Here is a 25,750-nt window from a genome sequence, read left to right as displayed (position 1 = left end):
GCTCAGCCCGCCATGAGGGCTTCGACCGCGAGCGAACAACCGCGGGGGGGCGCGCCCGTCATGCGCCCGCACAGCTCGACTCCGTCGCCCCGCCGACGCACCAGGTCTTGGGTCAAGACGGCGACGGCGCTGTCGACATTGGCCAGGTCCACGAAACGTGCGAGTCCGATCTCGCCATCGGGCATTGGTTCCAGGCTCACGGGGTCGACGGCCGTCACCGTGAGCCAAGGGGGGGGTAGGTGCACACCCGATTCACCGACCAACGAACCCCCGGGCAGCGTGCCTTCGTAGAGCTGGCTCGAGAGCTCGGTCATGCCGTACTCACTGATGACACGCGCCGCGGGAATGTGAAACAGCGAGGCCACTGCGCGGCGAAATACCTCGGGGTCGAGCTCACGCGTCCGGCCCTTGAATCCCCCCGTCGACATCACGACGGTGTTGGGCGGGGCCTCGAGCTGCCGTTCAGCGAAGGCCCCCAGCAGAATGACGAACGCGAACGACGCGCCAAGGACCAGCAGGGGTTCGCCGGCTTCTCGGGCGGCCTGCACCGCGCGGCTCAGGGCATCCGCGTTCAGTGCTCCACGCTGCAGCAACCAGGCCTCGCGCTCGCGACCATCGAGCTTCTGCATGAACAGCCGCAGCATGAAACCAAGGGACGAATCCCCCGGCTCCCCCGGCTCTTCTGCCAGCGCCACCACGACACTTCGGCCGCCGGTCGCCGGCGTGAGTGCACGCTGACCCCAGGCAAGGGCGACCTCCGAGTAGGTCGCCGTGGTCCGCATCGCGTGCAGTCCGCGCTCCACGCCGTCGCTCGTCCCGCTGGTCAAGAAGCGCGCGACGTCGAGCTCGGGCGGGTGCACGGCCACGCGGGACAAACGAAAGGCGTGGCTCGGTACGGCCGGGATACGCGCCGCGCTGGACAGGCCTCCGTGCAGTGCGAGCAGGCGCCGGAACCCCGGTGACCAGCGCGCCTGAAACTCCGCGATGCCGAGCGCGAGGTCCTCGAACTCGGCGCTGGTGTCGTCTGCCACGAAGCGTCGCACGCGCTCGTGGAGCGCCTCCGACTCGTCGACCAACGTCACGTGCCACCCAGACACAGCTCGAGCTCGAGCGTGAAAGCCTCGAGCAATGCCGGGGAAATGTTGAGCGCAGGGGTCAAGATCAGCACCTCGCGGCTGCCGCCGCCGCTGGAGGTGATGTACCCCGCCGACAGCAGCCGCCGCGCCAGGTTGACCGCGGCGCCGGGTCGGCCCGAGAGCTCGATGCCGAGCATCAGGCCGGCACCGCGCGCGTTGGCTCCGGCGCCGAGCAAGAGCTCCAGGAAGTGAGCGCCGACCGAGGCCGCGCGCTCACAGAGTTTCTCGCGCGACAGGCTGTCGAGTGTGCCCAGTGCCGTCGCGCAAGCCAACGGCGCGCCGCTGAACGTCGTCGTGTGCACGACCTCCTTCTCGCGCGACCAGGCCTGCATCACGTCGCGGCGCCCGATACAGGCGCTGATCGGGAGTCCACCGCCGAGACCCTTACCGAGGCAGAGCAGGTCGGCACTGACGCCGCTTTTCACCGAGAAGAGCAGCGCGCCAGAACGGCCGAGCCCGGTCCAGATTTCGTCCGCAATGAGCAGCGCTCCGTTGCGCGCCGCCAGCCGGCCGAGCTCCGGCAGAAAATCGCCTGGCGGGACCACACAGCCACCACGACCGAGGATCGGCTCCACCAGCACGGCTCCGATCTTCCCGCTCGCAAGCTCCATCCGGCACTGCTCGATGGTCTCGTCGAGCTCGTTGTCGTCCGCAGGGTAGGGCGCGAAGCGCACGTGTTGGTTCAGCTGCGCCGTGAACGGCTCGCGATAACTCTCGCGCAAGCCGAGTGCCGCGAGGGGGCCGTATGAGAGCCCGTGGTAAGCACCCCCGAACGCGAGCACGCCGGGCCGACCGGTGAAGAGCGCGGCGGTCTTGAGCGCGGCCGTGACGGCATCGGCTCCGGATTGACCCAAGATCACCTGACCGTCGCCGCTGGGGTGCAGCTTGGCAAGCCGCTCCGTCAGGGCGATGCGCGCGTCGGCGGGGTGCAGATCGCCGAGAGCCTGCAGCAGGCGATCGGCCTGCAGCCCAATCACGCGGCGAATGTGCGGATGGTCGTGCCCGAGCAGCAGCGAGCCGAAACCCGCGACCAGATCGACGTAACGATTGCTGTCGACGTCGATGACGTTCGAGCCCTTGCCGGTGGCGTACACGATCGTCGACGGCGGAACGTCGGCCGCGAGCGCGCTCCCGGACGGAGTCCGCTTCGGCCCCATGGGTGCCGCCGAGTGGGTGTGGCGCAGGAGCCAGGAGCGGGACTGCGGTCCCGGGGGCGGCACGCGCAAATGTGGGCGATCTTGACCGGGCACGAGCTCGGGGGGCGGAGGGATCTCGCTGAAGCTCATGGCTCACCCGGGACAATCCGGAAGCTGCCCGCCACTAATAACAGACGCGGTTGCGGCCGCCGCGCTTGGCTTCGTAGAGCTTCTCGTCGGCGCGTTGCACCAGATCCGTCGCGGTTTTGTCGTTCGGGTCGAGCACGGCACAGCCGATGCTCACCGTGACGGGGATACGCTCTCCCTGGAACACGAAGGTGTGCTCCGCGACCCGGGCCCTCAGGTTTTGCCCCAGCGAGACCGCACCCTCGAGCGGGGTCTCCGGCAAGGCGATGACAAACTCTTCTCCGCCGTAACGCGCGAAGACCTCGTCACGTCGAATGCGCCCCTGCACGACCCGCGCAAGCTCGCGCAGCACGTAGTCACCTGCAAGGTGCCCGTACTGGTCGTTGACCCGTTTGAAAAAATCGATGTCGAACATCAAGATGCTGAGCGGCCGGTCGTGTCGGCGCGCGCGCAGCACCTCGCGCTCGAGCGCCTCGTACAGATAACGCTTGTTGTGGATCTGCGTGAGACCATCGATGATGGTCATGCGATAGATCTCTTCGTGGTACTTCGCCTCGGCGTCCGCGCCGGACAGGAACTTGAGGATAGTGGGGCCGACCTTGAGCCGGTCGCTGTTGTTCAGCGGCGCCTCCCGGACGATCTGCTCTTCGTTCAGGTAGGTCCCGTTGGTCGAACCGTTGTCGACCACGTACCAGCGGTTGCTGCGGCGCTCGATCTGGGCGTGCCGGCGCGAGACCGAGTCCCCCTCGAGCACGATGAAGTTGTCCGCCCCACGGCCGATCCCGATCTTGTTCGTCTCGAGCACGAAGCGTTTGCCCAAGAGGCCGGGCTCCTTCGTGTAGATCACGACCACGCAGTCGTTGCTGGAGCTGTCCTCCGGCGACGGCTTTTGCACCACTTGGGTGACTCTGGTCTTTTCGTCGAACTCGCTCACGGGTGAGCTAACTGCTTTAAATCAAAGCATACGCTATTCGTTTCTCGTACGAGGGCAAGCCTGCCTGCGAAAATCTCGCCCATCGTGCGGGGTCGGCCGGGCAGCCAACGCCTTACGCCCCGCGCCATTCACGGCTATCAGGACGAGATGACGCCCGTAACCGGTCGCATCGAGGCGCTCACGTTCAAAGACGGGTTCTTGTCCAAGGTCGCACACGACCTCTTGATCGACCTCCCGCACTTCGAGCTGACGACGGATGGGACCGCAGTCGAGGGCCGCTTCGTCTTGACCTCACTCACCGTCGTCGGCGTCATGCGCGACGGCTCGCTCGACGCCCGCGGGATTTCGGAGCGCGACCGACAAGACATCTCGGGGAACATCCAGAAGAAGATCCTGCACACTCGCGAGCACCCGGAGGCGCGCTTCAGCGGCACGGCCAAGCGCAACGGGGAGCGATTCGAGGTGCGCGGCGGTCTGCGGCTGCTGGGCGAGACTCGCGAGCTCTCGTTCGACGTGCGCGAGGTCGACGGTCACTGGCAGGGTGAGGTCGAGCTTCAGCCCACACGCTGGGGCATTCAGCCTTTCAAGGCGCTGCTCGGCGCCATCAAGCTGCAAGATCGGGTCGTCGTGCGCTTCGACCTCGGGGCAGTCAAAACTGACCCATGACGCCGGTCGGACCCACGAACACCCGCGGGCCCGAAGCGTGCTGACTCGCGGGCAGCCGTGACCCCTGGCGCAGGGGCTCGGCTTCGAAATGAGCGAAGTCGGTGAACAGCCAGTACCAGACGGCGGTGCCTGCGGCGATCGACAGGTAGAGCGCCGAGGCGCCGAGGTAAAACCCCTGCCTGCTCTGGCCGCTCGAGTCGTCCTTCGCGGTGAGGCCGAGGATCAGCGTGACCGTGCCGCCGATGGCCGCCGGCACTCCGAGACCGTAGAAGGTGATGGCTCCCCAGAGCGGGGCGCCGCGCTCGGGCGAGTACTTGGCGCGGGCGTTCGAGCCAGGGACGTTGCCGAACCGGTCCGGTAGCTCGACCTCCGCCGCGTCGGACTGGCGCCGCAGCTTGTAGCCGCTCCCCCGCGGCACCCAGCGGGTGCAAGGCACCTCACACAGCAGCTTGCCGCCTTCGTCGTAGAGCGCCCACAGCTCGCCCTCGCGCTCGGGGAACGTGATGTTCACTGCCTCGGCCCGGCGTTCGGGCTCCGCGTTCGCGCCCGCGAAAGCGCCGGCCTCCACTCGTGGCTCTCTGAGCGGGGTCAGGAACACCTGGATCGGCGAGGCGCACTGCGGGTGGGGCGCGCTCTCCGTCGCTTCGCTGCAGCGCGCGGGGTCACCGGCCTCTCGCACCGTCGACTCCTCGCGTCGACTCTCGGCCCCCGCCCCAACCGGCCCGACGTTCACGCCGCCCCCGGCCGCTACGGCGCCACCAGCGACGAGCCGAAAGGAGCCGACGCTGATGCCCCGCACGAGGTGGGTGACGCGTGCGCAGGCGGGATCACGAGATAGGTCGAGAGAAGGTTTCTCGATCAGCTCGAGCTGTCCGGCCACCGTGGTCTTGACCGCGAGCCGGCCCGAGCGGGCCAGCTGCCCCTCGAGGCCCGCGGCGCCGAGGGGCAGCTTGGCAAACAGCTCGTCCTCGTTTGCGATCTCGACCGTGTCGCTGGCCAAGGTCGTCTGTTTGAAGCCGTACTTGCCGGACACCTGGCAGCCGTCGACGATCTTCATTTCGCAGCCGGAGTATTCGACCGCCACCACCTGCTTGGCCGCCAGCGCTTCGAAGCGCGCTTTCTCCGAGGCGGGCCACTCGGTCACGAGCGGGCTCTCCTGGTTCGCCGCGATCTTGCACTTGGCCTGCCCGTTCGGTTCCGACGGCGCCAGGGATCCGGAAGGCGGCAGGCTCGGAACGCCACAGCCCAGCAGCGAGCCAAACGCTACGAAACAAACAACTCGCGGGGCCAGCACGACGCTCACCAGTTTACTCCAGCGGCACGTCGAGCCCCACGATCTTCATCAACCGAAGCGCGTTGCCCGCACTGACGGGCCCTGCACGCAGTTTGTAGTCGAAGGTCATCGCGCCGTTCTCGACGTTCTCCTGGAAATGGACCTGTTCGACGTGGACCATGAGGTCGTCGGGCAGCCGGCAGAGCTCCATGTCGTGCGTGGAGATGGCGCCGATCGCGTGTTTTGCAATCAGTTCGCCGAGCACCCAGCGGGCACCAACCTGTCGTTCGCGTGAGTTGGTTCCGTGGAGGATCTCGTCCAGGAGGAAGAACACGGGCAGGTCGCCGGCGGTCGAGTCGAGCACGACCTTGAGTTTGCGCACCTCGGCATAAAAGTGACTCACTCCCTGCTCGAGGGAGTCACTGATTCGCATGCTGGTTCGGACCGCCATCGGGCTCAGCTTGAGTCTCTTCGCGGCGACGGGTGCTCCAGCCATCGCCATCACCGCGGCGAGTCCCATCGAGCGCAGCATCGTGCTCTTGCCGCTCATGTTCGAGCCGGTGACCAAGAGCGCGCGGCCCGGACTCGGGAGCGAGAGGTCGTTGGTGACACGAACCGCGCCGTCGAGCAGCGGGTGGCCGAGCCCCTCGGCCTCGAACAGCGCAGGATCGGCCGACAACTCCGGGAACGTCACGCCCGCGTCGTCGTGCAGCAGGCCAGCAAACGACGAGATTGCTTCGACCTCACCCAGCGCACGGAACCAGTCGCGCGCCGCCTTTCCCGAGCTCCTCTGCCAGGCCTCGAGCATCAGCGTGCAGTGGATGTCCCAGAGCAGGAGCGCGTTGGCAAAGGGGTGAATGAGCCCGTTGTGCCGCAGGTCGTACCAGCTCACCGCGCGTCGGAACTCGGCCATCGCGCTCGAGGGTGCCTTGCCGCCTGCGGTGATGCGCTCGCGCACCTGCTTGAGCAGCGGGCTATCCAGATCAAGACGCTCGAGCACTTCGAGCATGGCTCCGTAACGGAGGAACGCACCCTCGGTGCTCGACACGGCCGTGAACACCCGGCCGGTGATGCCGCGCGTCGCGAGGTTCAGCAACATCGCCAGCGCGATCGGCACGCTCCAGGCGAAGGCCGGCAGGTCGAAGCTGAAGCTGCCGACTACACCCGCAACGGTGACGAACGGCAGGACCCTGGCCGCCCAGACCACGGCCTGTTTCTTCGAGAGCTCGGGGGTGCTCTCGGCCCACGCCAGCAGGGGTTCCGGATCCGGAGCCGGTCGGTGCGAGCGCTCCTTGCCGTCGGGTTCGGTGGCAGCGAGCGCGAGCGCCTCGAGCTGCTGACGTGTCTCGAGCTCGGGTGCGAGGGCACGAACGGCGTCTTGCCGAGCCAGGATCACACTCGGGTCCGCTGCCCGCGTGAAGAATTGCGCCAGCGCTTCCTGACCGTAGCGGGTGTGCGCCACCGACACGCGCTGATACAGCGAGCCCTTGCCGAAGATGTCGAGGTCGTTCGAGTAGGGGTGAGCGGCGTCCTGAAAGCGCAGGCCTTGCTCCGGAAAATCCCGCCACTTCCCGCTGACTCGTGCCTCGGCGTCGCGGTTCACCCGGGCCCAGCGCTTGGCCCCGTCTTCGTTCGCGATCACCCGAGCATGCACGATCAGCAACACCAGGAAACAGAGCATGCCGACGACAGCGAGCGGACCGGTCAGGGTCAGCGCTCGCCCGGTCGCGGCCACGATGGCCGCCACGATGGCAACACCGAACGAGATGCCCCTCAAGTTGGACACCAGCCTCGATCGCGCCCCGTGGGCCTCGGCCTCCGTGCCGAAGCGCGTCGCGCGCGCGGCGTACTCTTCTTTCCGGTTTGGCGTGGTCACGTGCTCACGAGTCGGCTCACGCTCCGACCGATCTGGTCCAGGGGCAAGACTTCGTCGACCACGCCCATCTCCACTGCGGCTTTGGGCATGCCGAAAACGGTGCAGGTGGCCTTGTCTTGGGCGAAGGTGCGGCCCCCGGCGGCTTTGATGGCGGCGAGCCCGAGCGCGCCATCACGGCCCATTCCGGTGAGCACGACGCCGACGCTGCGCGCGCCGTAGATCTGAGCCGCGCTCTTCAGCGTCACGTCGGCCGCCGGACGCACCCCGTGTACGAGCGGTCCGTCGTTCACCGAGACCGTGCCGTTGCGCTCGAGCACGAGGTGCATGCCGCCTGGCGCGACCAGAGCCACACCGGCTTCGAGCACGTCGCCCTGTTTCGCCTCGCGGACCTGATACCCCGCCTGTTCCGCCAGCTGATCCGCGAGCGCTTCGGTGAACCCCGCCGACATGTGCTGTACGATCACGATTGCGGCCTTGCCTGCCGAGGTCAGCGACGGCAACAGGCGAAACAGCGCGGCAGGACCCCCCGTCGAGCTGGCAATGACCACCACCCGCAGGCCCGCCGGCATGGCTCTTGGTGGCGAGCGCGGCGAACGCCGCGACATGGGCGCCTCACTCGGTGCGACCTCCGCGACGGCCATCGAGCCGCGTACGTTGGCACCCGCCGCGGCAATCAGCTTCTCGACGAGTTGATCTTTGACGGTGTTCAGGTTGGCGCTGACCTCGCCGTCCGGTTTTTCGACGAAGTCGACGGCGCCAGCGGCCAGCGCCTGGACCGCCGCGGTTGCTCCCTCGCGGGTGTGCGCGCTGAGCATCACGATGGGCGTCGCTCGTTTGGCGAGAATCGCGCGGGTCGCCTCCGCGCCGTTCAGGCCCGGCATGTTGAAGTCCATGCTGATCACGTCCGGAGCGAGCTCTCCCGCGAGCCGAACGGCCTCCTCGCCATCCTTCGCCTGCCCGACGACCTCGAAGCGAGCGTCGGCAGCCAGCATCCGGCTCACCGCACCGCGCATGAAAGCGGAGTCGTCGACGACGAGGACGCGCAGGCGTTGGCTCACCCGGTCACCTTACTGAACTTCGGCCGGGGCGTCGCGGCGGAACGGCGGCGGAAACTGGGCTACTTCTTTTGTTTCACGACGCGGATGGCGGCCGTCGCCCCCATCATTTGCGCGGCCGGTGTGCCCACCAAGCGGCGATCGACGACGTGGGCGATGCAGTCCGCGGCAGCCGCGCTCATGCCGACGTATTTTTTCACCGATACTCCCTCGGCTCGCCCCCGCGCACTGACGAGGAAACGCACCTGGGCCTCGGCTTCGGGCTTGTCGAGCCCGCCGTGTTTGCCGAGACACTCGAGCATCTTGTCGCGGCCGAGCATGAGCTTCTTCTCCGCGGTCGGCAGAGCCCCTTCATCCGGTGTCACGACGATGCTCCGGAGCGCGAAGGCTTTTTGAGGATCGACTGGCGGCTCCTCACTCGGCGCCGCCGACGGCGCGACGCTGGCTGACGGTGGCGCGCTCGGTGCAGCACTCGCGCTCGCGCTCGGTTTCTGCGGCTTGGCGGTTCCCGCAGCCGGTAGGCTCGTTGCCTCGTCCCGCGTGATGCAACGCACGAGCATGCCTCGGCCATTCGACAAGCGACCCCAGGGACATGCCGGGTCGTACGGGTAACGACTGGTCTCTTGGGCCGAGAGTGGCGCAGTGCCGAGCAGAGTGCCGAGCGCCGCCGCGCCGACGACCGAAACTACGACGAGGGTCTTTTTCATGCCTTGAATCCCCGAAGGATGTACGCGCTCTGGGGTTCGTCAATGCCTTTGAAGGTGAGGCCCGTCACCTCTTCGACCTCGACGTAGTCCTTGATGCGCTCGTGCACCGACACACTCATCAGCACGCCGCCGAGCGGGGCCTTGCCCTCATGCCGCTGCGCACGGTTCACCACGTCCCCGATGCAGGTGTAATCCCGGCGGACGTAGCGCGAGCCGATGTCGCCGCGCACAATCTTGCCGCAATTCAGGCCAATCCGCATGGTCAGGCGCTGGTCCTTGCCTTCGTTGAAACGCCCGAGGGCGGCCTGCATTCCCCAGGCGGCGCGGGCGGACCGCAGGGCGTGCGGCTCGTCGAGCTCCGGCCGGTCTTCGAACACGGCCATGATGGCGTCGCCGATGAACTTGTCGATGTCGCCACCTTGCTCCTTGATCACGATGCAGAGTGCGTCGAACGACTCGTTCAGGATCGACACCACCTCGGCGGGAGACATCTTCGAGCTCATGTTGGTGAAGCCGGAGATGTCGGAGAAGAGCAGCGTGGCGTCGACCTCGCGCGCGCGGACCTCGCCAAAATTTGCCCCCGCGCGGCTCATTTCCTCCGCGGCTTTGACGGCCCCCTCGCTAATGTAGAGGCGAGAGGCCTCCTTGTAGCGGGACAGGCGTGACTCGGCCAGTACCCGCTCGACGATGGCGATGCACTTGTCGGTGCCGAAGGGCTTGACCAGATAGCTCGTCAGACCGGCGGCGCGCATCTGTGCTTGATCCCGCTTGGTGTCCCGGGCGGTGAGCATCACGATCGGCACGTCGCGAGTGCTCGTGTCGTGCCTCAGCGCGTGCACCAGCTGGAAGCCCGTCATGCGCGGCATGTCGTAGTCCGTCAGCACCAGATCGGGCGGCGCCGCGACCGCCTTGTCGCGCCCATCGTGACCGTCGACGGCGGTCTCGACGCGAAAACCTTGGCGGCGCAGGCAGTCGGCGACCAGGTGCCGAATGGCGGCGGAGTCATCCACCACGAGCACCCGCTCCCGCGCGCTGACCATGCGGGTCGCGAGCAGCGAGTGCAGGCGGCTCACCAGCTCCTCAGGCACGACGGGTTTGACCAGATAGTCATCGGCCCCGGCGTCGAAACCTCGCTCCAGGTCGGCCGTCTCACCCAGGCTCGAGCAGATCACCACCGGCACGTCGGCCAAAGCGTCGTCGGTCTTCACCGTGCGACACAGGGTGTAGCCGTTCATCTTCGGCATCTCGACGTCGGTGAGCAGGAGATCCGGCTTTTTGAGGCGGACCATCTCCAGGGCTTGTTCGCCGTCCCAGGCCTCGCGCACGTCGTAACCGGCGGCGGTCAAGAGCGGGACCGTGTGTCTGTGGATCAGATCGCTGTCGTCGGCCAAGAGCACGACCAGCTTGCCGCGTGCGGTGTCTTCGAGGGTGGCGAGCAGCTCGTGCGTCTGAAACGGGATGGTCAGCGCGCGGAAGAACCCTGCCCGTTGCGCCTCCTCGCAGTCACTCGCGTCGAGCCCGAGGTAGATGGCGCGCTCCGGGGCGACCCCCGCGCCGCGGGCGGCTCCGAGCGCCTTCGCCGCCGGCATGCCCGCCACGACCGGAGCGAACAACACCACGTCGAGCTCCGCGGAAGCTTGCTCGAGCAAGGCATCGAGGTCCGGTGCGATGGACAGATCGTGTCCCGCGGGCTCGATCGCCTGCGCGACGAACTGTCCGAGCACCCCCGGCGGAGTCACGAGCCCTACGTGCATCTGCGGCGGATACTAGATCACATCTCGTAACCTTGGCGCGCTGCCGGACTGTTCGCCGTTGATGCCCCCGCCTCGTCCGTCCTCGGTCGCTGTCGCGACCTGCGGGCGGCCGTTCCCCCCCTTGCGTCCGTCCTCGGTCGCCGTCGCGACCTGCGGGCGGCCGCGGGGGGGAAGCTGGCGCGGGGCGCGGTGCTTTGCGAGGTAGGCGGCGAGCGAGAGCGAGGGGGAAGAGATCAAGACCCCCGCGGCCGCGACTGCGTCGCGGTGCGCGGACGCATCGCGCCCGCGCAGCCTGGACTCCGCCTCTCCCCCTTCGGGGATCCCCCAGGGGCTCGCGCGGTGAGCGCCGGTTGCCGTCGGGCGAACCGACAAGGAGAAAGAACAGTCCGCGCTCGCAGCGTGGCTGTTGCAGGGTCCACACGCCGCTCATCCGCGCGGTCAGGTCTCCTTCAGGCGCTCGAGCTCTTCAACATCCGCGAGGTCCTTGTGGCGTCCCGCCGACTTCTTGTTCGCAATGAGTGCAGCCCTACCGATGTACGGGATTTGACACCCATCGAGTTCGAACGTTCTCACGCCCTGCAGTGCCTCGTCGAAAGAGACCCCGCTGATCTTGGTCAGCACCTCGACCTTGAGCGGCGCGATTCCGAAGCGGTAAGCGTCCCCCTCGTTCGCGAAGTGTGCCGGCGTCACTGCGTGTGCTTGCAGGGGCGCTCCAAACGCATCGAGCGCTGCGAACGCTCTTTCGGAGTTCGGCCTGGAAGGCCTGACGAAGATGTCCATGTCGTCAGTGCCGCGAACGTGACCGTACAGAATCACGGCCCAGCCGCCCACGAGCAGGAACTCGACCTCTCGCTCGCACAGCTCGATCAGCAGATCCGCAAAGTCCTGAGGGAGCTTAGCCAAGCTCGCCACCGGCGACGAAGGTTTCGCCCGGCCATTGCGAGCGTGGGAGCGTCGAATACCCGCCACGAAGTGCCTGGTGATAGTCGATCAGACGGACCGCGGCGGCGAGCCTCTCTTCGGGCGTGCTGTCCGCGTACGGCGGCGGCTTCCGTTGACCGAGCTGGACGACCTCCACCGTCATGACCGCGCGCCGCGCGGCGGCTCGGGCGCGGCGGGCCGCGCGCTTTTCGCTGGAATCCACCAATCCAATCTACCACGAAGGCAGCGGGCGAGGGGGAAGAGCGAGGGGAAGAGATCAAGACCTCCGCGGTACCGGACAGGACATCGCTGACCGTTCCATGTGGAGCGGAGAGGGGGTGGCTCGCTCGGCATTCTCATTGTCTCACCGGCGCGCGAAGTGCTCTCGTGTCTCGAGGTCGCTTGCGCGCTGGGTCATGTCGCTTCGTTGGAGCCGGCGCTCGTTGCCAAGCTCAATCGCGTCATCGGCACTCTCGTCCGCTTGGTCGTCGGCTGACAGCTGGCACTCGGCCCATCTACTTTCGCTGGAATCGTAAGAATCTCTAGGTGCTAGACTGCCGTTCATCGCATGGCAGCAGACACCGCCAAGAATCAGGCAACCTACCAAGACGTCCTGGACGCACCAGAGCATATGGTCGCGGAGGTGTTGAACGGAGAGCTTCACACCCATCCGCGTCCCGCAGGTCCACACGCGGAAGCGGCCTCCGTGCTTGGCATGGACATTGGCGGTCCCTTCCACCGCGGCCGTGGCGGGCCCGGTGGTTGGATCATTCTCTACGAACCCGAACTACACCTGGGTATCGACATCCTGGTTCCGGATCTTGGCGGATGGCGTCGCGAGCGGCTGCCCGCCGTTCCCGATGCGCCGTACTTCGAGCTTGCACCGGACTGGGCCTGCGAAGTGCTCTCGCCCGCGACGGCGCTCGTGGACCGGCGCCGCAAGCTGCCCATTTACGCACGAGAGCAAGTGCGTCATCTTTGGCTTGTCGACCCACGCGCCAAGAGCGTCGAAGTTTTCCGCCTGGACGCCGACACCTACCGCCTCGTCGCGGTCCACGGTGACTGCGACGTCGTGCGCATCGAACCCTTTGAAGCGGTCGAGCTTTCGCTCTCCGCCTTGTGGCCCGAACGAGCGGGGGCGTAGCTGACTGCCCCCGCGCTGAACCCTTGGTACTCGTCCAGCGACTACGTTCGATTCGAGCGCTTGGACGGCGGCCGGCGGCCAGTGCGCGGGGGTCCGTGCGGGGCGGGCGGAACGGGGGCTCAGTGAGACCCACGCCGAACTCCGCGCTCAGCGCGTGAAGTAGACCTGGGCCGAGAGTCTTCCGTCCGGCGTCGTGCTCCGCCGCGCAATCGTCAAGCCATGCGGCAGCAGCCTCCCAGTCCGCAGTGCCCCCGGGCCCGGGCGTCCGGTGAGGGCTCCATACACCCGCGCCAGGGCGTCTTCGTCGGCGACCTCGAATGACGCCCGGCAGAGCTTCGCGCGGCACTCGAGTGACGAAACGGCCGGTGCCTCTTTCAACCCAGCGAGCGCGTCGGCGATGGGCTTCCGAAACGCTTCAACCTCCGCCGGTGAGAGCTGCGAGTCGGCCTCGAACTGTGCATCGAGCTGTTGGGCGGCTTCCTCGTTCTCGTCGTCGATGCTCGCGTCCGGTTCGACAGCGGGTGAGTCGATGGCTGGCGCAGCGGTGGAGAGCTCCGGGCGTGGTTTTTCCGTACGCGCGCACGCGGGAGCAAGGACCAAGAGGATCAAGGCGACGGCGGGAGCTGTGGTGTACATCGTGCCCTCAGTCATAGTTCCACGACACGCCGTGCCATGCGAACTGATGGGTTGCCCCGGGGGCGATCGCGAGCCACGCGGCGGCACGGTTGGAGCCCGGGGAAGAGAGCTCGCCTTCGAGCGTAGGACGACGCCGAATGAATCGAGCTCTCCTTTTATGCGCCGCGCTGGCCGCGCTCGCGTGCAGTCGGACCGAAGCAAACCCCGTCGCGAGCGCAACGCCCGCGCCGAGCACCTCCGCGCCTGCTCCGGCCGCAGGGCCGCTCACGCTGGCGCGCCTCGTCGCCGCGAACGAGAAGGTCAAGAAGGGCGATCCCTGGAACGCGGCGCGCGAGACCTTGATCCGCGAGCTCGGCCCGCCCACGCGCGAGGCGGGGTTCACGGACTGGGGCGTCACCACCGCCGACAGCTGCGCGCTCTTGCGGCTCGAGTCGAACGGGGACGTCGTCGGTGTCGTGAGCCCCGCGGTGAACTACTCGCGAGCATCGGACCTCGAGAATTTCGAGGACTGCTACTACCGCCAGGACCGCACCCCACCCGACAAGAACCCGTCCGCATCGGGCCCGGTCGCCGGCAAGACATACAGCGTGCACGAGCTCCGCGCGGGGCTGGAGGAGGCGCGCTCGAAGTGGGCGAGCCAGAAGATCCGCTTGCGAGGGCGCGTACGCGGCGTCGTCCGGAGTGGCGCGACGAAAGACAGCACGCTCGCGTCGATGAGCGTCGCCGACGAGAAGAACGAAGCGGAGACCGTGGGCGTCCAGGTGACGCACGACGTGAAGTCGGCGCCTCGAGACGGCCAGCACCCGATCATCGTCGCCGAAGGGGTGGTGGCCAAGGTCGGACGGAGCCTCGACGACGCGCGCATCGTGAAGTGACCCGCGACGGAGCGAGCCTGCGCGTTCGGTATTGAGCGGCGCAGCCAGCGAAATCGCCACGTGCAAGCAGGGCACGAGTCACGGCAGCTCGGCGCCTCCGGCCGGCGGCGGAGGTGCAAATCGAATAATTGTGGGTAGCGCAGCGAGCGCCCACGAGGAGCCCGGGCGAGGCCATCTCCCGCCCGAATCTGCTACCTTCGCCCGGTGCGCCGCGAAGGACGCTTCTCTCTGAGACTCCTCGGCCCTTTCGAGTGCGTTGGCCCGGACCGGCAGGAGATCCCCGTATCGGCGGCGAAGCAGCGCGGGGTGCTGGCGTACCTCGCCCTGGCGCACGGAAAGCGCGCGCAGCGCGCCGAGGTCGCGTCCATCTTCTGGGCCGACCGCGGCGAGGAGCAGGCGCGCCAGAGCTTGCGGCAGTGCTTGTCGTCGCTGCGCAAGCTTCTCGGTGCGGATGACGGTGCGCCGTTCGTGAGTGACGGCGCCGACATCGGGCTCGATCCTTCATGCATTCACGTCGACGTGGACGAGGTACTGGGTGCGGCGTCGCTCGTCGACGATGCGACCGCATGCAGCGCGTGTGACCAGGTGCGGGGCCCGCTTCTCAAGGGGATGGTCTTCGGGGAGGACGCGGCAGACGATTTCGTGCGCGACGCGCGCGTGCGCTTGCACGACGCCGGTCAGCGCCTGCTCATTCGTTGCGCAGCACGGCAGGCTCAGGCTGGGGACAGCGAAGCGCAGATCGACACGTACTGGAGACTGCTCGCTCTGGCACCGGCTTGCGAGGAGGCCCATCGCGGCCTGATGGATGCGTACGCGCGACTCGGGCGGCGAAGCGAGGCACTCGCGCAGTATCAAGCTTGCGAGGACGCGCTGCGCCGCCACCTCGACGCCGCACCTGCGCCCGAGACCCTCGCGCTCCGCGACACGCTCCGCGCCGCCGCGACCGTTGATGCAGTGGCGTCATCGGCGTCCGACCCCGCCGGGCTCGGCGAGAGAGCGCCCACCCTCCCGCTCGTCGACAAGCCATCGATCGCGGTGATGCCCTTCGAAAACCTCAGCGCCGACCCGTCGCGCGACCCTCTCTGCGACGGGTTCGCCGAGGACATCACGACCGCGCTCTCGCAGTTTTCCTCGCTGTTCGTGATCTCGCGCTCCGCGAGCTTCGCGCTTCGGGGCGTTGCACAGAGCGTTCCCGAGATTGGGCGCCGGCTGGGTGTGCATCATGTACTGCAGGGCAGCGCTCAGTTCTCGGGAGACCGCGTCAGGGTGAGCACGCAGCTCGTCGACGCCGAGCACGGCGCGCAGGTCTGGTCGCAACGCAACGAGGGGGAACTGGGCGACGTTTTCGCGTTTCAAGACGAGCTCGTGCAACGGATCGTGGCGACCGTCGCGGGCCGCGTCGAAGCCGCAGCGCTCGCGCGAGCGCGGCGCAAGGCGACCGACGCGCTCGACGCGTACGACTGCGTGCTGCGCGGTCGCTATCACCACCACCTCTACACCCCGGAGGACTCCGATCAGGCCGTGGCACTTTTCGAGGAGGCGCTCCGTCGCCAACCTGACTACCCGCTCGCCGCCGGCTGGCTCGCATGCGCCATCGGGCGTGCAGCTACGTTCAGGCAGTCGCGCGCCGAGCGGATGCACTCGAAGGCCTACATGAAGCGGGTGGACGAAGCGCTGGGGATGCTGAAAGCGATCGAGGCGATCGACGACGAAGAGACCGAATGCCTGCGGCTGATCGGTGAGGTGCACCTCTTCGGGCGACGCTACGACGAGGCCGAACACTACTTGCGCCGCGCGTACGCGCTCAACCCGAACGACGATCGCATCCAGTCGCAGATGTCCGCGCTGCTCTGCTTTCTGGGCAACCAGAGCGAGGCCGAGACGTTTGCTCGCCGCGCCATACGCAGCAACCCGTTCCACCCGAGCTTCTACCAGTTCAACCTCGGGCGCATCCTGATGCTCCAGGGGCGGTACGCCGAGGCCGTTCAGGCGCTGCGCGCCGCGACGCCCTCGCAAAATCGATACCGTTGCTACCTCGCCGCCTGCCACGTCGCGTTGGGCGACGCAGAGGCGGCCGACGAGGTGTGCCGTGCGATCTACGTCCACGAGCCGGATTTCGACCTCGACCGCTTCGCGGTGACCTTCCTGTACCGCGATCCTACCGTGAGCCAGGAGCTCCGCGCGCTGATGGAGCAAGCCGGGCTGCGCTGAGTCGCCCCGGGCGGAGCCAAAATCGCCCTGCGCGGATTTTTCTCGGCGTGATCACGGGGATTTGACGCTCTTTTGACGGCCTCGCCCGAGAGTCTCTTCACGGCCGGCAACGACGCCGGCCCAGAGGAGAAGAGACCCATGAACCCGACCCACTTCATCATCCATACGATTCAGTTCAAGCCCGGAGTGCTCGCCGAGGCCAAGGCACTGTTCGAAGAGAAGATCCCGCCGTTCGCCCAGCGGTTCGACGCGTGGCGTGGCGCCCGCCTCACCGTCGACCGCGAGAAGAACGTGGTGGTGACGATCGGCGCGTGGGCCGACGCCGGCCAGATGAAAGCGTTCCTCGAGCAGCCCGAGTTCGCCAAGACGATGGAGAGCTTCGCGGGCTACTTCGCCGCGCCCCCACAGACGACGATCACCGAGGTCCTCACCGAGGTGGGCCCGAGCGCCTGAAAGGAGATCCGACATGACCCTGCATTCCTCCACCCCCGCTACCCCGTCTCACTCGGACCGTGCGCGGCCACTCACGGCGCCCGCCATCGCTACCGATACGGTGACCGCCATTGCCCCCGGTGATCGCGTCGTGAAACCCTGCGCCTCCGTCGTGGGTCTCCTGCGCGAGGTGTGCGTCGACGAAGAGGACCTCTGGGTGGCCATGGTGTCCTCCGACCCGCACACTGCGTCGGCTTGGCACGACCACGGCGACCGCACCACCTACGTCCTTCCGTTGGCAGGCGCGGCCATCGTCGAGTTTGGCCCCGACGGGCGAGAGCGCCTCGAGCTGCGGTGCGACGGGACCCTGTACGTCGTGCCGCCGCACCTGATGCACCGCGAGGTCAACCCTAGCGATACCCCCTTCCGCGCGTTCTTGATTCGCGTGGGCCCAAAGGCCGCAAAGCCGGAGTGACCCACCCGTCGTTCGAGGCCCGCGGGGCGATGGCTCTGGCGTCGGTGTCAGGTGGCGGGCGCCGCCGACAGCCCCGAGGCCAGGCCTGCGCCGGGGACGCCTTTCGACCGCCGCCACGGAGCAGCCGAGCTCCGGATCTGGATCGGCGGTGGCGCGAGGGTCCGGCGCGTCTTGGCACCGTGCGCTGGCCGCGGCCTGGCAACATCGCTCTCGCGTGTAGTGTGGCTTGGGCCGCGAGCGAGAACAACGACTCGGCCTCGCAAAAACAAATGCCTTGCCCGCGGCCCCGAGTAGCATGTGCGCATGGTGGGACATATTCCCGAGGCATTGGGCTGCGCGCTGCTCCTTGGCCTGTGCGTGGGTTGCTCGGGTGACGACGCTGGCGACGCCGCGCCGAAGGCCCTCGCGACGTCGCTGCCGTGTACGGACTCGATGGACGCGCTCTGGGCCACCCCGGTGTCCACTGGCGAGCGCGGTGAGCTGCTCGGCTGCGCGGACATCGACACCCTCGCACTCAGCGACGTCCAAGCGCGCCTGGCCAACGTCGCCGGGCTGAAGGTGAGCTCCGGCGTGCGTCGGCTGATGATTGCCTACCGCACCGAGCGTGACAAAGGGGAGCCCGGGGTCAGCACCGCGCTGGTCTATCTGCCGGAACACCCCGCGAGTGGACTGCTGACCGGGGTCGTCGGTTCACATGGTACGACGGGACTGGCCGACGACTGTGCGCCGTCCCACTTCATCGACGAGCCGTACTTCGACTCGCTGCACCTCGCCTGGGCCGCGGGCGGCTTGCCCGTCGTTGCCCCGGACTACGCGGGACTCGGCACCGTCGGCGTGCAAGGATATTTCAACTATCCGGACACTGGACGCTCGGTGCTCGACTCGGCGCGAGCGCTGCGGCGATTGGTCGGGGCGGATCGCGTCGGTGAACGCGCGCTGTTCTTCGGGCACAGCCAAGGTGGAGGAGCAGCGCTCTCCGCGGCGGCGTACGCGAACGAAACGCCGGACGTGAAGGTCGCGGGGATCGTCGCGTACGCGCCCGCATGGGCTTACCTCGACTACGTCGAGTCGATCCAACTGGCGGGGGTCAGCGTGGCTGGGCTGCGCCCGGCTTTGGCCACTATTCTGTATGCCGATCTCGCCAACGCGGGCGACGACGAGTCCCAGGCCGGCGCCGCGTTCGCACCGAGTGTGCGCGACTACATCAGCAAGGCCGCCGGTACCCTGTGTTTCGACAAACTCGGTCCGGCGCTCGACTCACCCGCGACCGGTTACGTGCCGCCGATGACCATCGGCGAGTTCGTCGATCCCGATTTCAAAGCCGGCGCCGTCGACTGCGCGAAGAACGGCAAATGCTCGGGGCTACCGGGGGCCTGGGTTGCCCGCTCGAAGGCGAACGACCCCCACGTCGACCCCAGCGTGCCGATCCTGTATCTGCAGGGCGACGCGGACACCGCGGTCAAGCCCGCGCTCGCGTCGTGTTTCTTTGGTCGCCTGGTCAAAGATGGCGCGGACCCGGTCGAGTGTGTGTACCCGGGTGAGAGCCACGAATCGCTGATCCCCACCTCCGCGGGCTTTGCCGTCGACTGGGCGCTCGCCACCGCCGCTGGAAAGACGCCGCCGGCGTGTCCCGTCGACGGCGCATTGCCGAACTGCTCGCCGTTCTGAGCCTGCGGGTCCAGGCCGGGGCGGCGCGCGCGACCGGGCGCGTGGGGCGCTGCCGCGGGATTCTACCTCCGATGCCAGCCGCCCGAAAATAGCCCGCAACTGCCCGCCGCCGCCCGCCGACCCGGCCTGCAATGAGCCCACGGGTAGAGCGTCAAACGAGGGCCGTCACTCAATCCGACGAAGGTCGGGAGCCCGCCGCGGTTCCGAAGAGCGGAGCCAAGTCCAATGCTCCAGCCAAGGCCCCGAGCGGCAGCCGGAAAGCCGAACTCACTCCATCAGCGGCCCAACTCACCAAGAACGCGCTGCCTTCCCCGTTCTTCTGGATCCAGAAGAGACAACCTCGGCTCGACGGCAAACAGGCGCGGAGCGACGAGGCGCTGATCCAAGCAGCCTTCCGGCAGCAGTCCGGGGTGGCCATCGACACCAAACCACGAGCGGGCCGGGTCGAGCTCGTCGGCCCGCCAGCGCAGGCGAGCAAGTTGGTGATCCGGCCGATGATGTCGGCGCTCGAGCCCGCAGCTCCGGTGGCCGTGCGGTTCGAAGCGGGTAAGCGCCTGGCTGCCCTCGAGGCGGTGCACTCCCGCGCCAAGTCTTTGCTCGAGCGCAGCATCGCGCATTTCACCAATATGGCCACCGATCTGCGCCGACGAGCTGTGGAGGACGCCAAGCACGGCACCTTCCGCGAAGGGCTCGACGGTGCCGTTTGGAACGCCGAGCTCCAGGCCTCCCACGCCCGCGCACTGTTGAAGGAGCTGAAGTCCGACTTCGCCGCAGCCAAGTTCGCGTACGAAGCATTGCTCGGGCGCGCGGCCGGCTCCGGCGTGCGCGCTGGCAACGGGGTCGACGCGCACGTCGATACGGCTTCACCCGCCGAGCGCTTCCTTCAGAAGTTGGAGCGCTACAACCGTTCCATCGAGACAGTGAGGAGCTCCGGCTTCTTTGCGCCGATCGTTGGCGCCGCCAAGGGAGTCGCCGCGGCGCTCCACGGACGAGAGCTCGACGCCGAGGACTATCGGATCCTCGACGGGATCTATCAACTTGGTCAGAGCTTCGAGGTGCCGATTGGCATCCGCTTCGAGCAGCGTGGGATTACCCGGGGCGCTGCTCCTGCGGCGCCCGGCGTAGACCATCGCGCGGAGGTGAAGAACGCGATCCGCGACAACCTCACGGACGCCCGCCAGCCCCGGGCCTACGACCGCTGAAGAAGGAGTCGAAATGTCCATGACGCACGCAAGCCCGTACCGTTCACCGCCCCAGCACCAGCACATTCCGCCAAAGCCCGTGAACCCGGCCTGGATCCACTACCGGCGCTGCACGCTGATCTACAACCTGTTCCTCTGGGCGGCAGTCCTGTTCCTCGCTGGCCTGCTGGTCTTCGACCCGATCACGACACTGTTCGCAGTCCCGCTGTTGCCGATCCCCTTCGTCATCTTCTTCCAGGGTGTCAAAGCCGTGAGTTGCCCGGAGTGTCTCGAGTCCATCGTGGACGGGCAGATGGTGATGTCCCACACGCGCAGTCTGCTGGGCCTGTTTCCGAACTTTTGCACGAGCTGCGGCGCCGAGGTGCCCGACGGCCCGACCCCTTCGTCGTGCGATTGCCCCCGCTGTGGTGACGCGGTCGGTGCCGGCTCTTCAGTGCCAGTCGGACCAGCGTTCGCGCATCGAAGCGGGTGAGGCGAAGAAGCCCCTACGCCGAGCTACGGAGTGGCTCGGGGTCCCGCCGCACGCTTTTTGTTCATGTCATCGAGCACGTGCAGCGACTCCTCGACCCACGGATCGCGCGCGAGCTCGTCCTTCCAGGCGTTGAGCTTCTCGCGCAGCTTCTTGTCGCTGGCGCTGGCGCCCGCCGCATCCTGGGCGAGCGGCACCACGTCGAAGAGTGACTTCTGGTCCTTGAACTTCGGATCGACGGCTTCGAGCTCTGCCTTTTCTTTCGCCCGGCGGGTCTGGAACGTCCGCAGCTCGAGCGGCTCCCGCGTATCATCGCGGCGCGCCTCGAGCAGCTTGGCGAAGGCAGTCAGCTTGGCGAAGCCTTCGTGTTTGCCGACCCGCGCCGCGCTCGCGGTCTTCAGCTCGCCGACCTCCCACGCGTGGGGCACGCGCGAGTAGTTGTCCGGATCGACGGCGCTCCAGGGGATCGGGTGGAACAGTGTCTGTTCGCGCGACTCCACGAACGAGGCTGGGTCCGGCAGGATGACGTCGGGCGTGACGCCACGGAGCTGGGTCGAGGCGCCGTTTACCCGGAAGTACTCCTCGACGGTGATCTTGTACACACCGAGCCGATCTCCACCGCCCTGGTGTCGGTCGAGGTCAATGACGACCTGCACCGTGCCCTTGCCGTGGGTTGGCCCCGTCCCGACGATGACGGCGCGCTCGTAGTCCTGCAGCGCGCCAGCGAGGATCTCCGTGGCCGAAGCGCTGAAGCGATCGACCATGACGACCACCCGCCCCGAGAACGTCACCGAAGGATCTTTGTCCGCGAGGACCTCGACCTTCCCGTCGGAGTCACGAGTCTGCACGACTGGACCCTGATCGATGAAGAGCCCGCTGATGTCCCGCGCGTGATCGAGCAGGCCGCCGCCGTTGCCGCGCAGGTCGAGGATGACCGCCCCCACCTTCTTCTGGTTGAACGCCTCGAGCAGCGCCCGCACGTCGTCGGTGGCGTTGCGGTCTCCCGGCTTCTTCGACCCGCGCATGCTGCCGTAGAAGCCCGGCAGATAGACGTAGCCAACCTTCTCCCCGCGCTTGCCGAGGCGCAGCGTCGCGCCGCGGGCGTAGCTGGCTTCGATCTTGATGATGTCGCGGGTGATCGAGATGCTCTCGATGCGGCCGTCCGGGCGTTTCACCGTCAAGCTGACGACCGTGCCCTTCGGTCCGCGAATCATCTGGACGACCTTGTCGATCGCCATGTCGGTCACGTCGACGGGGCTCTTCCCCTCTTGCGCGACCGCCAGGATGAGGTCGCCGACGGCGAGCTGCCCCTGCTGCCAGCTCGCGCCACCGGGGACCAGATCTTTGACGACGATGTAGTGATCTTGTTCGCTCAGCGCTGCGCCGATTCCTTGCAGCGTCCCGCTCATGGCGATGTCGAAGTTGGCTTTCTCCGAGGGCGGGAGGTACTCGGTGTGCGGGTCGTACACCGCGTTGACCGCGTTGATGAGCTGCGCCGCCGGCTCCAGCTTTTCGATCTCCAATTGTCGGACGAAGCGCGCCTCGTAGCGCTCGGCCAGCTCCTTCTGTGCTTTGTCCAGGCGGCCTTCGAAGGTCGAAGGGATGAGGGCCAGCGCCTTCTGGGCAGCCTCTGACTCTTCCTTCTTGTCCTTCTTGTCGGCCTTGCCCTTGGCGGCCAGCAAGTCCTCCATCTGCTGAATGCGTTCCAGCACCTGCGCCTCGAGCACGCGCCGCCAGCGATCGCGCAGCTCGTCTTCGCTCTTGGCGAAGCCGCGCTTCTTCGGGTCGAGCTCGACCTCTTCGGACTTCGTGAGGTCGAACGGTTTCGAGAGCAAGTTTGCGATGACCTTGGCGACGACCTTCCGGCGACTCGCCGCGAGAGCGCTACCCTTGCGGGCTACGCTGAGGTCCCCCGAGCGCAGCTCGTCGTCGATCTGGGTCTCGTACTTGGCGAGGGCATCCACGTGACGCTGGAGCAAGAACAGCTTGGCCCCGTCGATCGACTCGATGTACTTCGCGAAAGCTTCCTTCGAGAGTGCGTCGTCGAGCTGTCGGTGCAGCACGTGTTGTTTGGTCAAGAGGACCACGGCTGCTTCGGCGAGCACCCCCTCCCGGGGATCGGCCGGCAGCTCGGGCAACTCGTCGTTCGCCGCCGTCGGCACGCCCGCGCTCGGGGCGGCGCTCGCGGTCGGCGCGCCGGTGTTCGGTTTTGGCGTGGGGTGTGGCGGAGTGCACGCCGCGACCAGCCCGAGGCTGAACGGAGCGAGGGTGCGGCGGAGGAAGCGGAGAGCTTTGGGCGAGCGCATGCGGGAGGCAGAGTGCAACGAGCTGGCGATTGTTCCCGAGCTAAATGGCGCCTCTCCTATCGATTCTCATCCAAGCACTGACATCCCCCCCAGTATTCCCGCGGACTTGGCGGTTGCTTCCCGGCAGGGCGTTTGCGGGGCTCCCGCCGCGGAAGCTCGACGGGTCGGCGCCCTCGCCGGTCGCGCGTCGTGCTACTGAGCGCGCGGAAATGGCCTCCGCCTCCGTGAGACCGCCCGATCCGGCGCTGACTCCGGCCCTGCCCGCCACGGCGGAGGCGGTGCTCATGTTTCTGGAGAGCGTCGGGCGCCGCTCGGAGGCCGAGCTGTACCTGCGCCTGTTTCAGCGCCTGCCGAAGGAGAGTTTTGCCATCATCGCGCCCGGCGCGCCGGTGATTCGCCAGGGGCTCGGGGCCTTCGCCGAGCAGCTGCGCTTTCTGTCGGACCTGGGGCTGTGCGCTCCCATCGTGCTCGGACTGTTCGATCCGGCGCAGGCCGCCGCCTCGCGGGAGCGGCTCGTCAAGCGCCTCGAGGCCGCCCAGATCGCGTGCACCGTACACCTCCCTCACGAGCCGGTGACGAGCGAGGTGCTCGCCGCCGAGCTCAGAGCCGGTCGCTGGCCCATCGTGCAGCTCGCCGACGAAGAGTCGAGCACCGCCGACACGCGCCTGGCTTGGCTCGCGCGCCTGGCCGAGCAGCTCGACACCCGCAAGCTGGTGCTCCTGCGACGACGCGGCCCCTTGCACCTCACCAGCGAACGCAGCCTGAGCATTGCGGAAAAGAACCTGCTGTCCGTCGATTCGCGGGGGCTCTCGCTGATCAACCTGCGCACCGATACCGAGCTGCTCGCGGACCAACGCCTGCTGCGAAAGACCGATGCCACTCTCTTTGGTCACGTTCGTGAGCTGCTCGAGTCCTGCAGCGACGAGAAGCTCCTGGTCAGCATCACGTCCCCCCTCGATCTCTTGCGCGAGCTCTTCACGATGCGCGGTGCCGGCACCCTGATCAAGCGCGGCACCGCCATCCGGCGCTTCGAGTCGTATGAACGGGTCGACACCGCGCGCCTCACCGGATTGCTCGAGTCGAGCTTCGGCCACGCGCTCAAACCTGACTTCTTCAGCCAGGAACCGCTCGCGCTCTATGTGGAAGAGAACTATCGCGGCGCCGCGATCCTTCAAGCGATGGAAGTCGCGCCCTATCTGGCGAAGTTCACCGTCGACCCGGTGGCCCAGGGTGAGGGGATGGGCCGGGACCTCTGGCAGGCGATGAACCGGGACTTTCCTCGGTTGTTCTGGCGCACCCGGCCGGACAACCCCATCGCCGCCTGGTACACGAGCTTCTCCGATGGTTTCGTGCGGCTGCCCCGCTGGCAGGTCTTCTGGCGTGGGCTCGAGGCTGAGCAGATCCCCAAGGTCATCGAGCTGGCGCTCGCCCGCGACGACGATTTCGTTCGGTGATTGCGATGGTCACCTTCATCGTCGCTCTGTCCGTCGCCTCGGTGCTCACGTCGGTGTTCAGCTTCCGCTTTCGCGCGTGGAAACGCCCGCGCTGGGTTGGCGGCTACTTCGTGTTCTTCTTCTTGCTCGAGCTCTTGGCGGACTATTTCGTGATGCCGCCCGAGGCCATGGGTCTCGAGGTCGCGGTGGTGTGTTTTGGCATCACCGGGCTGTTCGTCGCCGCGATCTTTGCGACCAAACGCCTCGAACAGGACGACGAAACTCGCTGAGCCGCTAGCTCGGCGGCGACTCAGATCTCGTCGGGATCGAAGGTCTGCTCGTCGCTGTCGGCGCCCGAGCCGTCGCCCGAGCCCGTCGTCGGCTCTTCGCGCTCGCCGGCGGCGCGTGCCTCGCCCGGGTCTTTCCCGTGAGCGTCCGAGTAGCGAGGAGCCTGTCCGGGCCCGGAGAAATCGACCCAGTACGCGCTGGCTTCGCGCACATCCATGTGGACGAAGCTGGAGTTCGGGTAGAACCCACAGCCGACGTTCGCCAGCGTTCGGCAGTAGTCTCGGAGCTGGGTGTTCGAGACGCCCGGAATGCTGAAATCCACCGCGTGACCGCTGTTATGGCGCGAATGCGGAGTGTACTGCGACGGTGTGTAGGGTCGGAAGCCGCTGACCACCCGGACGGGCTTGTTGCCGAAGTGTTCGCTGACCTTGACCAGCATCCGGATCAATCGGTCGTTGATGGGCTGATGCTGACCCGTACGCCAGGCCGCAAGGACCTTCTCGATGCCAGTCCTGGCCGAGGTGTTGATCTTCCCCCGCTTGAACACCGGCCCCCGCCACGAGCCAGTGAAACTCTGCAGGACCAGGTGCCCCTTCTTGGTCTTGGTCGGGCGTCGGTCGGCTTTGGCGGCCTTCTCGGCCCGCTCGGCCTTGTCGTGCTTGCCGGTGGCCGACTTCTTCTCGGCCTTTTCGCTCTTCTCGACCGAGTCGCTCTCCTCCGCCGGTGATTTTTCGACGGACGCTTCGACCGTGTCTCCCTCACGCTTCGGTAAGACCAGCCGCTGCTTGGGACGGATCCGGCTCTTTTTGCTGATCCGGTTGGCCTTGCACAGCGCGTCTACGCTCACGTTGTAGCGCTTGGCGATCATGGCCAGGGTCTGTCCCGGGTAAACCACGTGCACCCGCGGTGCGCCGCGGACGGCGCGCGACGCAGGCGACGCGCCGACGTTTGCGGAGGCAAACGCGAGCAACGTGGCACACACCAGGGCGGGGACGATCCGGTTCAT

24 protein-coding genes are annotated in these 25,750 nt (G+C 67.3%); 11 read left to right on the top strand and 13 right to left on the bottom strand.

The features are described 5' to 3' along the window. Positions 1-2: 2 nt before the first annotated feature. The 3 genes from IPI67_05885 to IPI67_05875 are packed head-to-tail and all read right to left on the bottom strand — an operon-like array spanning position 3 to position 3,353. A complete protein-coding gene (locus tag IPI67_05885) occupies positions 3-1,082 on the bottom strand; it encodes an acyl-protein synthetase (protein MBK7579724.1) in 1,080 nt (359 codons plus the stop codon). Then, the gene (locus tag IPI67_05880; GenBank protein ID MBK7579723.1) at positions 1,079-2,422 is read right to left on the bottom strand and encodes an aminotransferase class III-fold pyridoxal phosphate-dependent enzyme; all 1,344 of its coding nucleotides are present in this window, start codon (positions 2,420-2,422) and stop codon (positions 1,079-1,081) included. The genes IPI67_05885 and IPI67_05880 overlap by 4 nt, the downstream gene beginning before the upstream one ends. Positions 2,423-2,456: 34 nt before the next feature. After that, the gene (locus IPI67_05875; protein MBK7579722.1) at positions 2,457-3,353 is read right to left on the bottom strand and encodes a GGDEF domain-containing protein; all 897 of its coding nucleotides are present in this window, start codon (positions 3,351-3,353) and stop codon (positions 2,457-2,459) included. A 147-nt stretch (positions 3,354-3,500) separates the two neighbouring features. Here IPI67_05875 and IPI67_05870 point away from each other — a divergent pair, with 147 nt between their 5' ends. Beyond that, positions 3,501-4,019: a YceI family protein gene (locus tag IPI67_05870; protein MBK7579721.1), complete on the top strand. Its 519-nt coding sequence runs from the start codon at positions 3,501-3,503 to the stop codon at positions 4,017-4,019. Here the strand turns inward: IPI67_05870 and IPI67_05865 are convergent. The 7 genes from IPI67_05865 to IPI67_05835 all read right to left on the bottom strand — a co-directional run bounded on the left by IPI67_05865 (position 4,003) and on the right by IPI67_05835 (position 11,828). Then, positions 4,003-5,322, bottom strand: a complete 1,320-nt coding sequence (locus IPI67_05865; protein MBK7579720.1) for a hypothetical protein — start codon at positions 5,320-5,322, stop codon at positions 4,003-4,005. The two genes, IPI67_05870 and IPI67_05865, sit on opposite strands and share 17 nt — an antisense overlap. Before the next feature lie 4 nt (positions 5,323-5,326). Further along, positions 5,327-7,168, bottom strand: coding sequence for a DNA mismatch repair protein MutS (locus IPI67_05860; protein MBK7579719.1), 1,842 nt, complete (start codon positions 7,166-7,168; stop codon positions 5,327-5,329). Then, positions 7,165-8,226 carry a chemotaxis response regulator protein-glutamate methylesterase gene (locus IPI67_05855; protein ID MBK7579718.1) on the bottom strand — a complete coding sequence of 354 codons (1,062 nt, stop codon included), beginning with the start codon at positions 8,224-8,226 and terminating at the stop codon, positions 7,165-7,167. The genes IPI67_05860 and IPI67_05855 overlap by 4 nt, the downstream gene beginning before the upstream one ends. A gap of 59 nt (positions 8,227-8,285) precedes the next feature. Next, a complete protein-coding gene (locus IPI67_05850; GenBank protein MBK7579717.1) occupies positions 8,286-8,930 on the bottom strand; it encodes a hypothetical protein in 645 nt (214 codons plus the stop codon). Then, positions 8,927-10,684, bottom strand: a complete 1,758-nt coding sequence (locus IPI67_05845; GenBank protein ID MBK7579716.1) for a response regulator — start codon at positions 10,682-10,684, stop codon at positions 8,927-8,929. The genes IPI67_05850 and IPI67_05845 overlap by 4 nt, the downstream gene beginning before the upstream one ends. Before the next feature lie 438 nt (positions 10,685-11,122). Beyond that, complete coding sequence (locus IPI67_05840; GenBank protein MBK7579715.1) at positions 11,123-11,596, bottom strand: hypothetical protein; 474 nt, start codon at positions 11,594-11,596, stop codon at positions 11,123-11,125. Continuing rightward, the gene (locus IPI67_05835; protein ID MBK7579714.1) at positions 11,580-11,828 is read right to left on the bottom strand and encodes a hypothetical protein; all 249 of its coding nucleotides are present in this window, start codon (positions 11,826-11,828) and stop codon (positions 11,580-11,582) included. Before IPI67_05835 ends, IPI67_05840 begins: the two co-directional genes overlap by 17 nt. A gap of 345 nt (positions 11,829-12,173) precedes the next feature. On the opposite strand from IPI67_05835, the gene IPI67_05830 reads away from it, so the two are divergent. After that, on the top strand, positions 12,174-12,749 hold the full coding sequence (locus IPI67_05830; GenBank protein MBK7579713.1) for a Uma2 family endonuclease: 576 nt from the start codon (positions 12,174-12,176) through the stop codon (positions 12,747-12,749). Between the two features lie 147 nt (positions 12,750-12,896). Here the strand turns inward: IPI67_05830 and IPI67_05825 are convergent, their stop codons facing one another. Further along, positions 12,897-13,385 carry a hypothetical protein gene (locus IPI67_05825; GenBank protein ID MBK7579712.1) on the bottom strand — a complete coding sequence of 163 codons (489 nt, stop codon included), beginning with the start codon at positions 13,383-13,385 and terminating at the stop codon, positions 12,897-12,899. Positions 13,386-13,522: 137 nt separating this feature from the next. Between IPI67_05825 and IPI67_05820 the strand changes: the two genes are divergently transcribed. The 7 genes from IPI67_05820 to IPI67_05790 all read left to right on the top strand — a co-directional run bounded on the left by IPI67_05820 (position 13,523) and on the right by IPI67_05790 (position 20,720). Beyond that, complete coding sequence (locus IPI67_05820) at positions 13,523-14,260, top strand: hypothetical protein (GenBank protein MBK7579711.1); 738 nt, start codon at positions 13,523-13,525, stop codon at positions 14,258-14,260. Positions 14,261-14,464: 204 nt separating this feature from the next. Next, positions 14,465-16,471 (top strand): hypothetical protein, encoded by a 2,007-nt coding sequence (locus IPI67_05815; GenBank protein ID MBK7579710.1) that lies wholly within the window; start codon positions 14,465-14,467, stop codon positions 16,469-16,471. 138 nt (positions 16,472-16,609) lie between these two features. Further along, the gene (locus IPI67_05810; protein ID MBK7579709.1) at positions 16,610-16,924 is read left to right on the top strand and encodes an antibiotic biosynthesis monooxygenase; all 315 of its coding nucleotides are present in this window, start codon (positions 16,610-16,612) and stop codon (positions 16,922-16,924) included. Positions 16,925-16,937: 13 nt separating this feature from the next. Then, positions 16,938-17,378: a cupin domain-containing protein gene (locus IPI67_05805; protein MBK7579708.1), complete on the top strand. Its 441-nt coding sequence runs from the start codon at positions 16,938-16,940 to the stop codon at positions 17,376-17,378. A 303-nt stretch (positions 17,379-17,681) separates the two neighbouring features. Further along, on the top strand, positions 17,682-19,046 hold the full coding sequence (locus tag IPI67_05800; GenBank protein MBK7579707.1) for an alpha/beta fold hydrolase: 1,365 nt from the start codon (positions 17,682-17,684) through the stop codon (positions 19,044-19,046). 131 nt (positions 19,047-19,177) lie between these two features. Further along, positions 19,178-20,248, top strand: coding sequence for a hypothetical protein (locus tag IPI67_05795; GenBank protein ID MBK7579706.1), 1,071 nt, complete (start codon positions 19,178-19,180; stop codon positions 20,246-20,248). 13 nt (positions 20,249-20,261) lie between these two features. After that, positions 20,262-20,720, top strand: coding sequence for a hypothetical protein (locus tag IPI67_05790; protein MBK7579705.1), 459 nt, complete (start codon positions 20,262-20,264; stop codon positions 20,718-20,720). A gap of 23 nt (positions 20,721-20,743) precedes the next feature. Here the strand turns inward: IPI67_05790 and IPI67_05785 are convergent, their stop codons facing one another. Beyond that, on the bottom strand, positions 20,744-23,023 hold the full coding sequence (locus IPI67_05785; GenBank protein MBK7579704.1) for a carboxy terminal-processing peptidase: 2,280 nt from the start codon (positions 23,021-23,023) through the stop codon (positions 20,744-20,746). A gap of 209 nt (positions 23,024-23,232) precedes the next feature. On the opposite strand from IPI67_05785, the gene IPI67_05780 reads away from it, so the two are divergent. Further along, positions 23,233-24,477, top strand: coding sequence for a hypothetical protein (locus tag IPI67_05780; GenBank protein MBK7579703.1), 1,245 nt, complete (start codon positions 23,233-23,235; stop codon positions 24,475-24,477). Then, on the top strand, positions 24,474-24,746 hold the full coding sequence (locus IPI67_05775; protein MBK7579702.1) for a hypothetical protein: 273 nt from the start codon (positions 24,474-24,476) through the stop codon (positions 24,744-24,746). The genes IPI67_05780 and IPI67_05775 overlap by 4 nt, the downstream gene beginning before the upstream one ends. Before the next feature lie 20 nt (positions 24,747-24,766). Here IPI67_05775 and IPI67_05770 read toward each other — a convergent pair whose 3' ends face one another. After that, entirely contained in the window at positions 24,767-25,750 is a 984-nt protein-coding gene (locus IPI67_05770; protein MBK7579701.1) for a DUF882 domain-containing protein, read from the bottom strand.

Source organism: Myxococcales bacterium, from assembly GCA_016706225.1.
In the GTDB taxonomy this organism is placed as follows: Bacteria; Myxococcota_A; Polyangia; order Polyangiales; family Polyangiaceae; genus JADJKB01.
The sequence above is the reverse complement of the archived record's forward strand: the minus strand, read 5'-3'. Positions and strand labels throughout refer to the sequence as shown.

Excerpts from the sequence above, each read along its gene's own strand:
- IPI67_05790 (MBK7579705.1), top strand. The coding sequence starts at position 20,262 with ATGTCCATGACGCACGCAAGCCCGTACCGTTCACCGCCCCAGCACCAG.
- IPI67_05880 (MBK7579723.1), bottom strand. The coding sequence starts at position 2,422 with ATGAGCTTCAGCGAGATCCCTCCGCCCCCCGAGCTCGTGCCCGGTCAA.
- IPI67_05810 (MBK7579709.1), top strand. The coding sequence starts at position 16,610 with ATGAACCCGACCCACTTCATCATCCATACGATTCAGTTCAAGCCCGGA.
- IPI67_05800 (MBK7579707.1), top strand. The coding sequence starts at position 17,682 with ATGGTGGGACATATTCCCGAGGCATTGGGCTGCGCGCTGCTCCTTGGC.
- IPI67_05770 (MBK7579701.1), bottom strand. The coding sequence starts at position 25,750 with ATGAACCGGATCGTCCCCGCCCTGGTGTGTGCCACGTTGCTCGCGTTT.
- IPI67_05845 (MBK7579716.1), bottom strand. The coding sequence starts at position 10,684 with ATGCACGTAGGGCTCGTGACTCCGCCGGGGGTGCTCGGACAGTTCGTC.
- IPI67_05805 (MBK7579708.1), top strand. The coding sequence starts at position 16,938 with ATGACCCTGCATTCCTCCACCCCCGCTACCCCGTCTCACTCGGACCGT.
- IPI67_05785 (MBK7579704.1), bottom strand. The coding sequence starts at position 23,023 with ATGCGCTCGCCCAAAGCTCTCCGCTTCCTCCGCCGCACCCTCGCTCCG.
- IPI67_05780 (MBK7579703.1), top strand. The coding sequence starts at position 23,233 with ATGGCCTCCGCCTCCGTGAGACCGCCCGATCCGGCGCTGACTCCGGCC.
- IPI67_05870 (MBK7579721.1), top strand. The coding sequence starts at position 3,501 with ATGACGCCCGTAACCGGTCGCATCGAGGCGCTCACGTTCAAAGACGGG.
- IPI67_05850 (MBK7579717.1), bottom strand. The coding sequence starts at position 8,930 with ATGAAAAAGACCCTCGTCGTAGTTTCGGTCGTCGGCGCGGCGGCGCTC.
- IPI67_05795 (MBK7579706.1), top strand. The coding sequence starts at position 19,178 with ATGAGCCCACGGGTAGAGCGTCAAACGAGGGCCGTCACTCAATCCGAC.
- IPI67_05825 (MBK7579712.1), bottom strand. The coding sequence starts at position 13,385 with ATGTACACCACAGCTCCCGCCGTCGCCTTGATCCTCTTGGTCCTTGCT.
- IPI67_05820 (MBK7579711.1), top strand. The coding sequence starts at position 13,523 with ATGAATCGAGCTCTCCTTTTATGCGCCGCGCTGGCCGCGCTCGCGTGC.
- IPI67_05830 (MBK7579713.1), top strand. The coding sequence starts at position 12,174 with ATGGCAGCAGACACCGCCAAGAATCAGGCAACCTACCAAGACGTCCTG.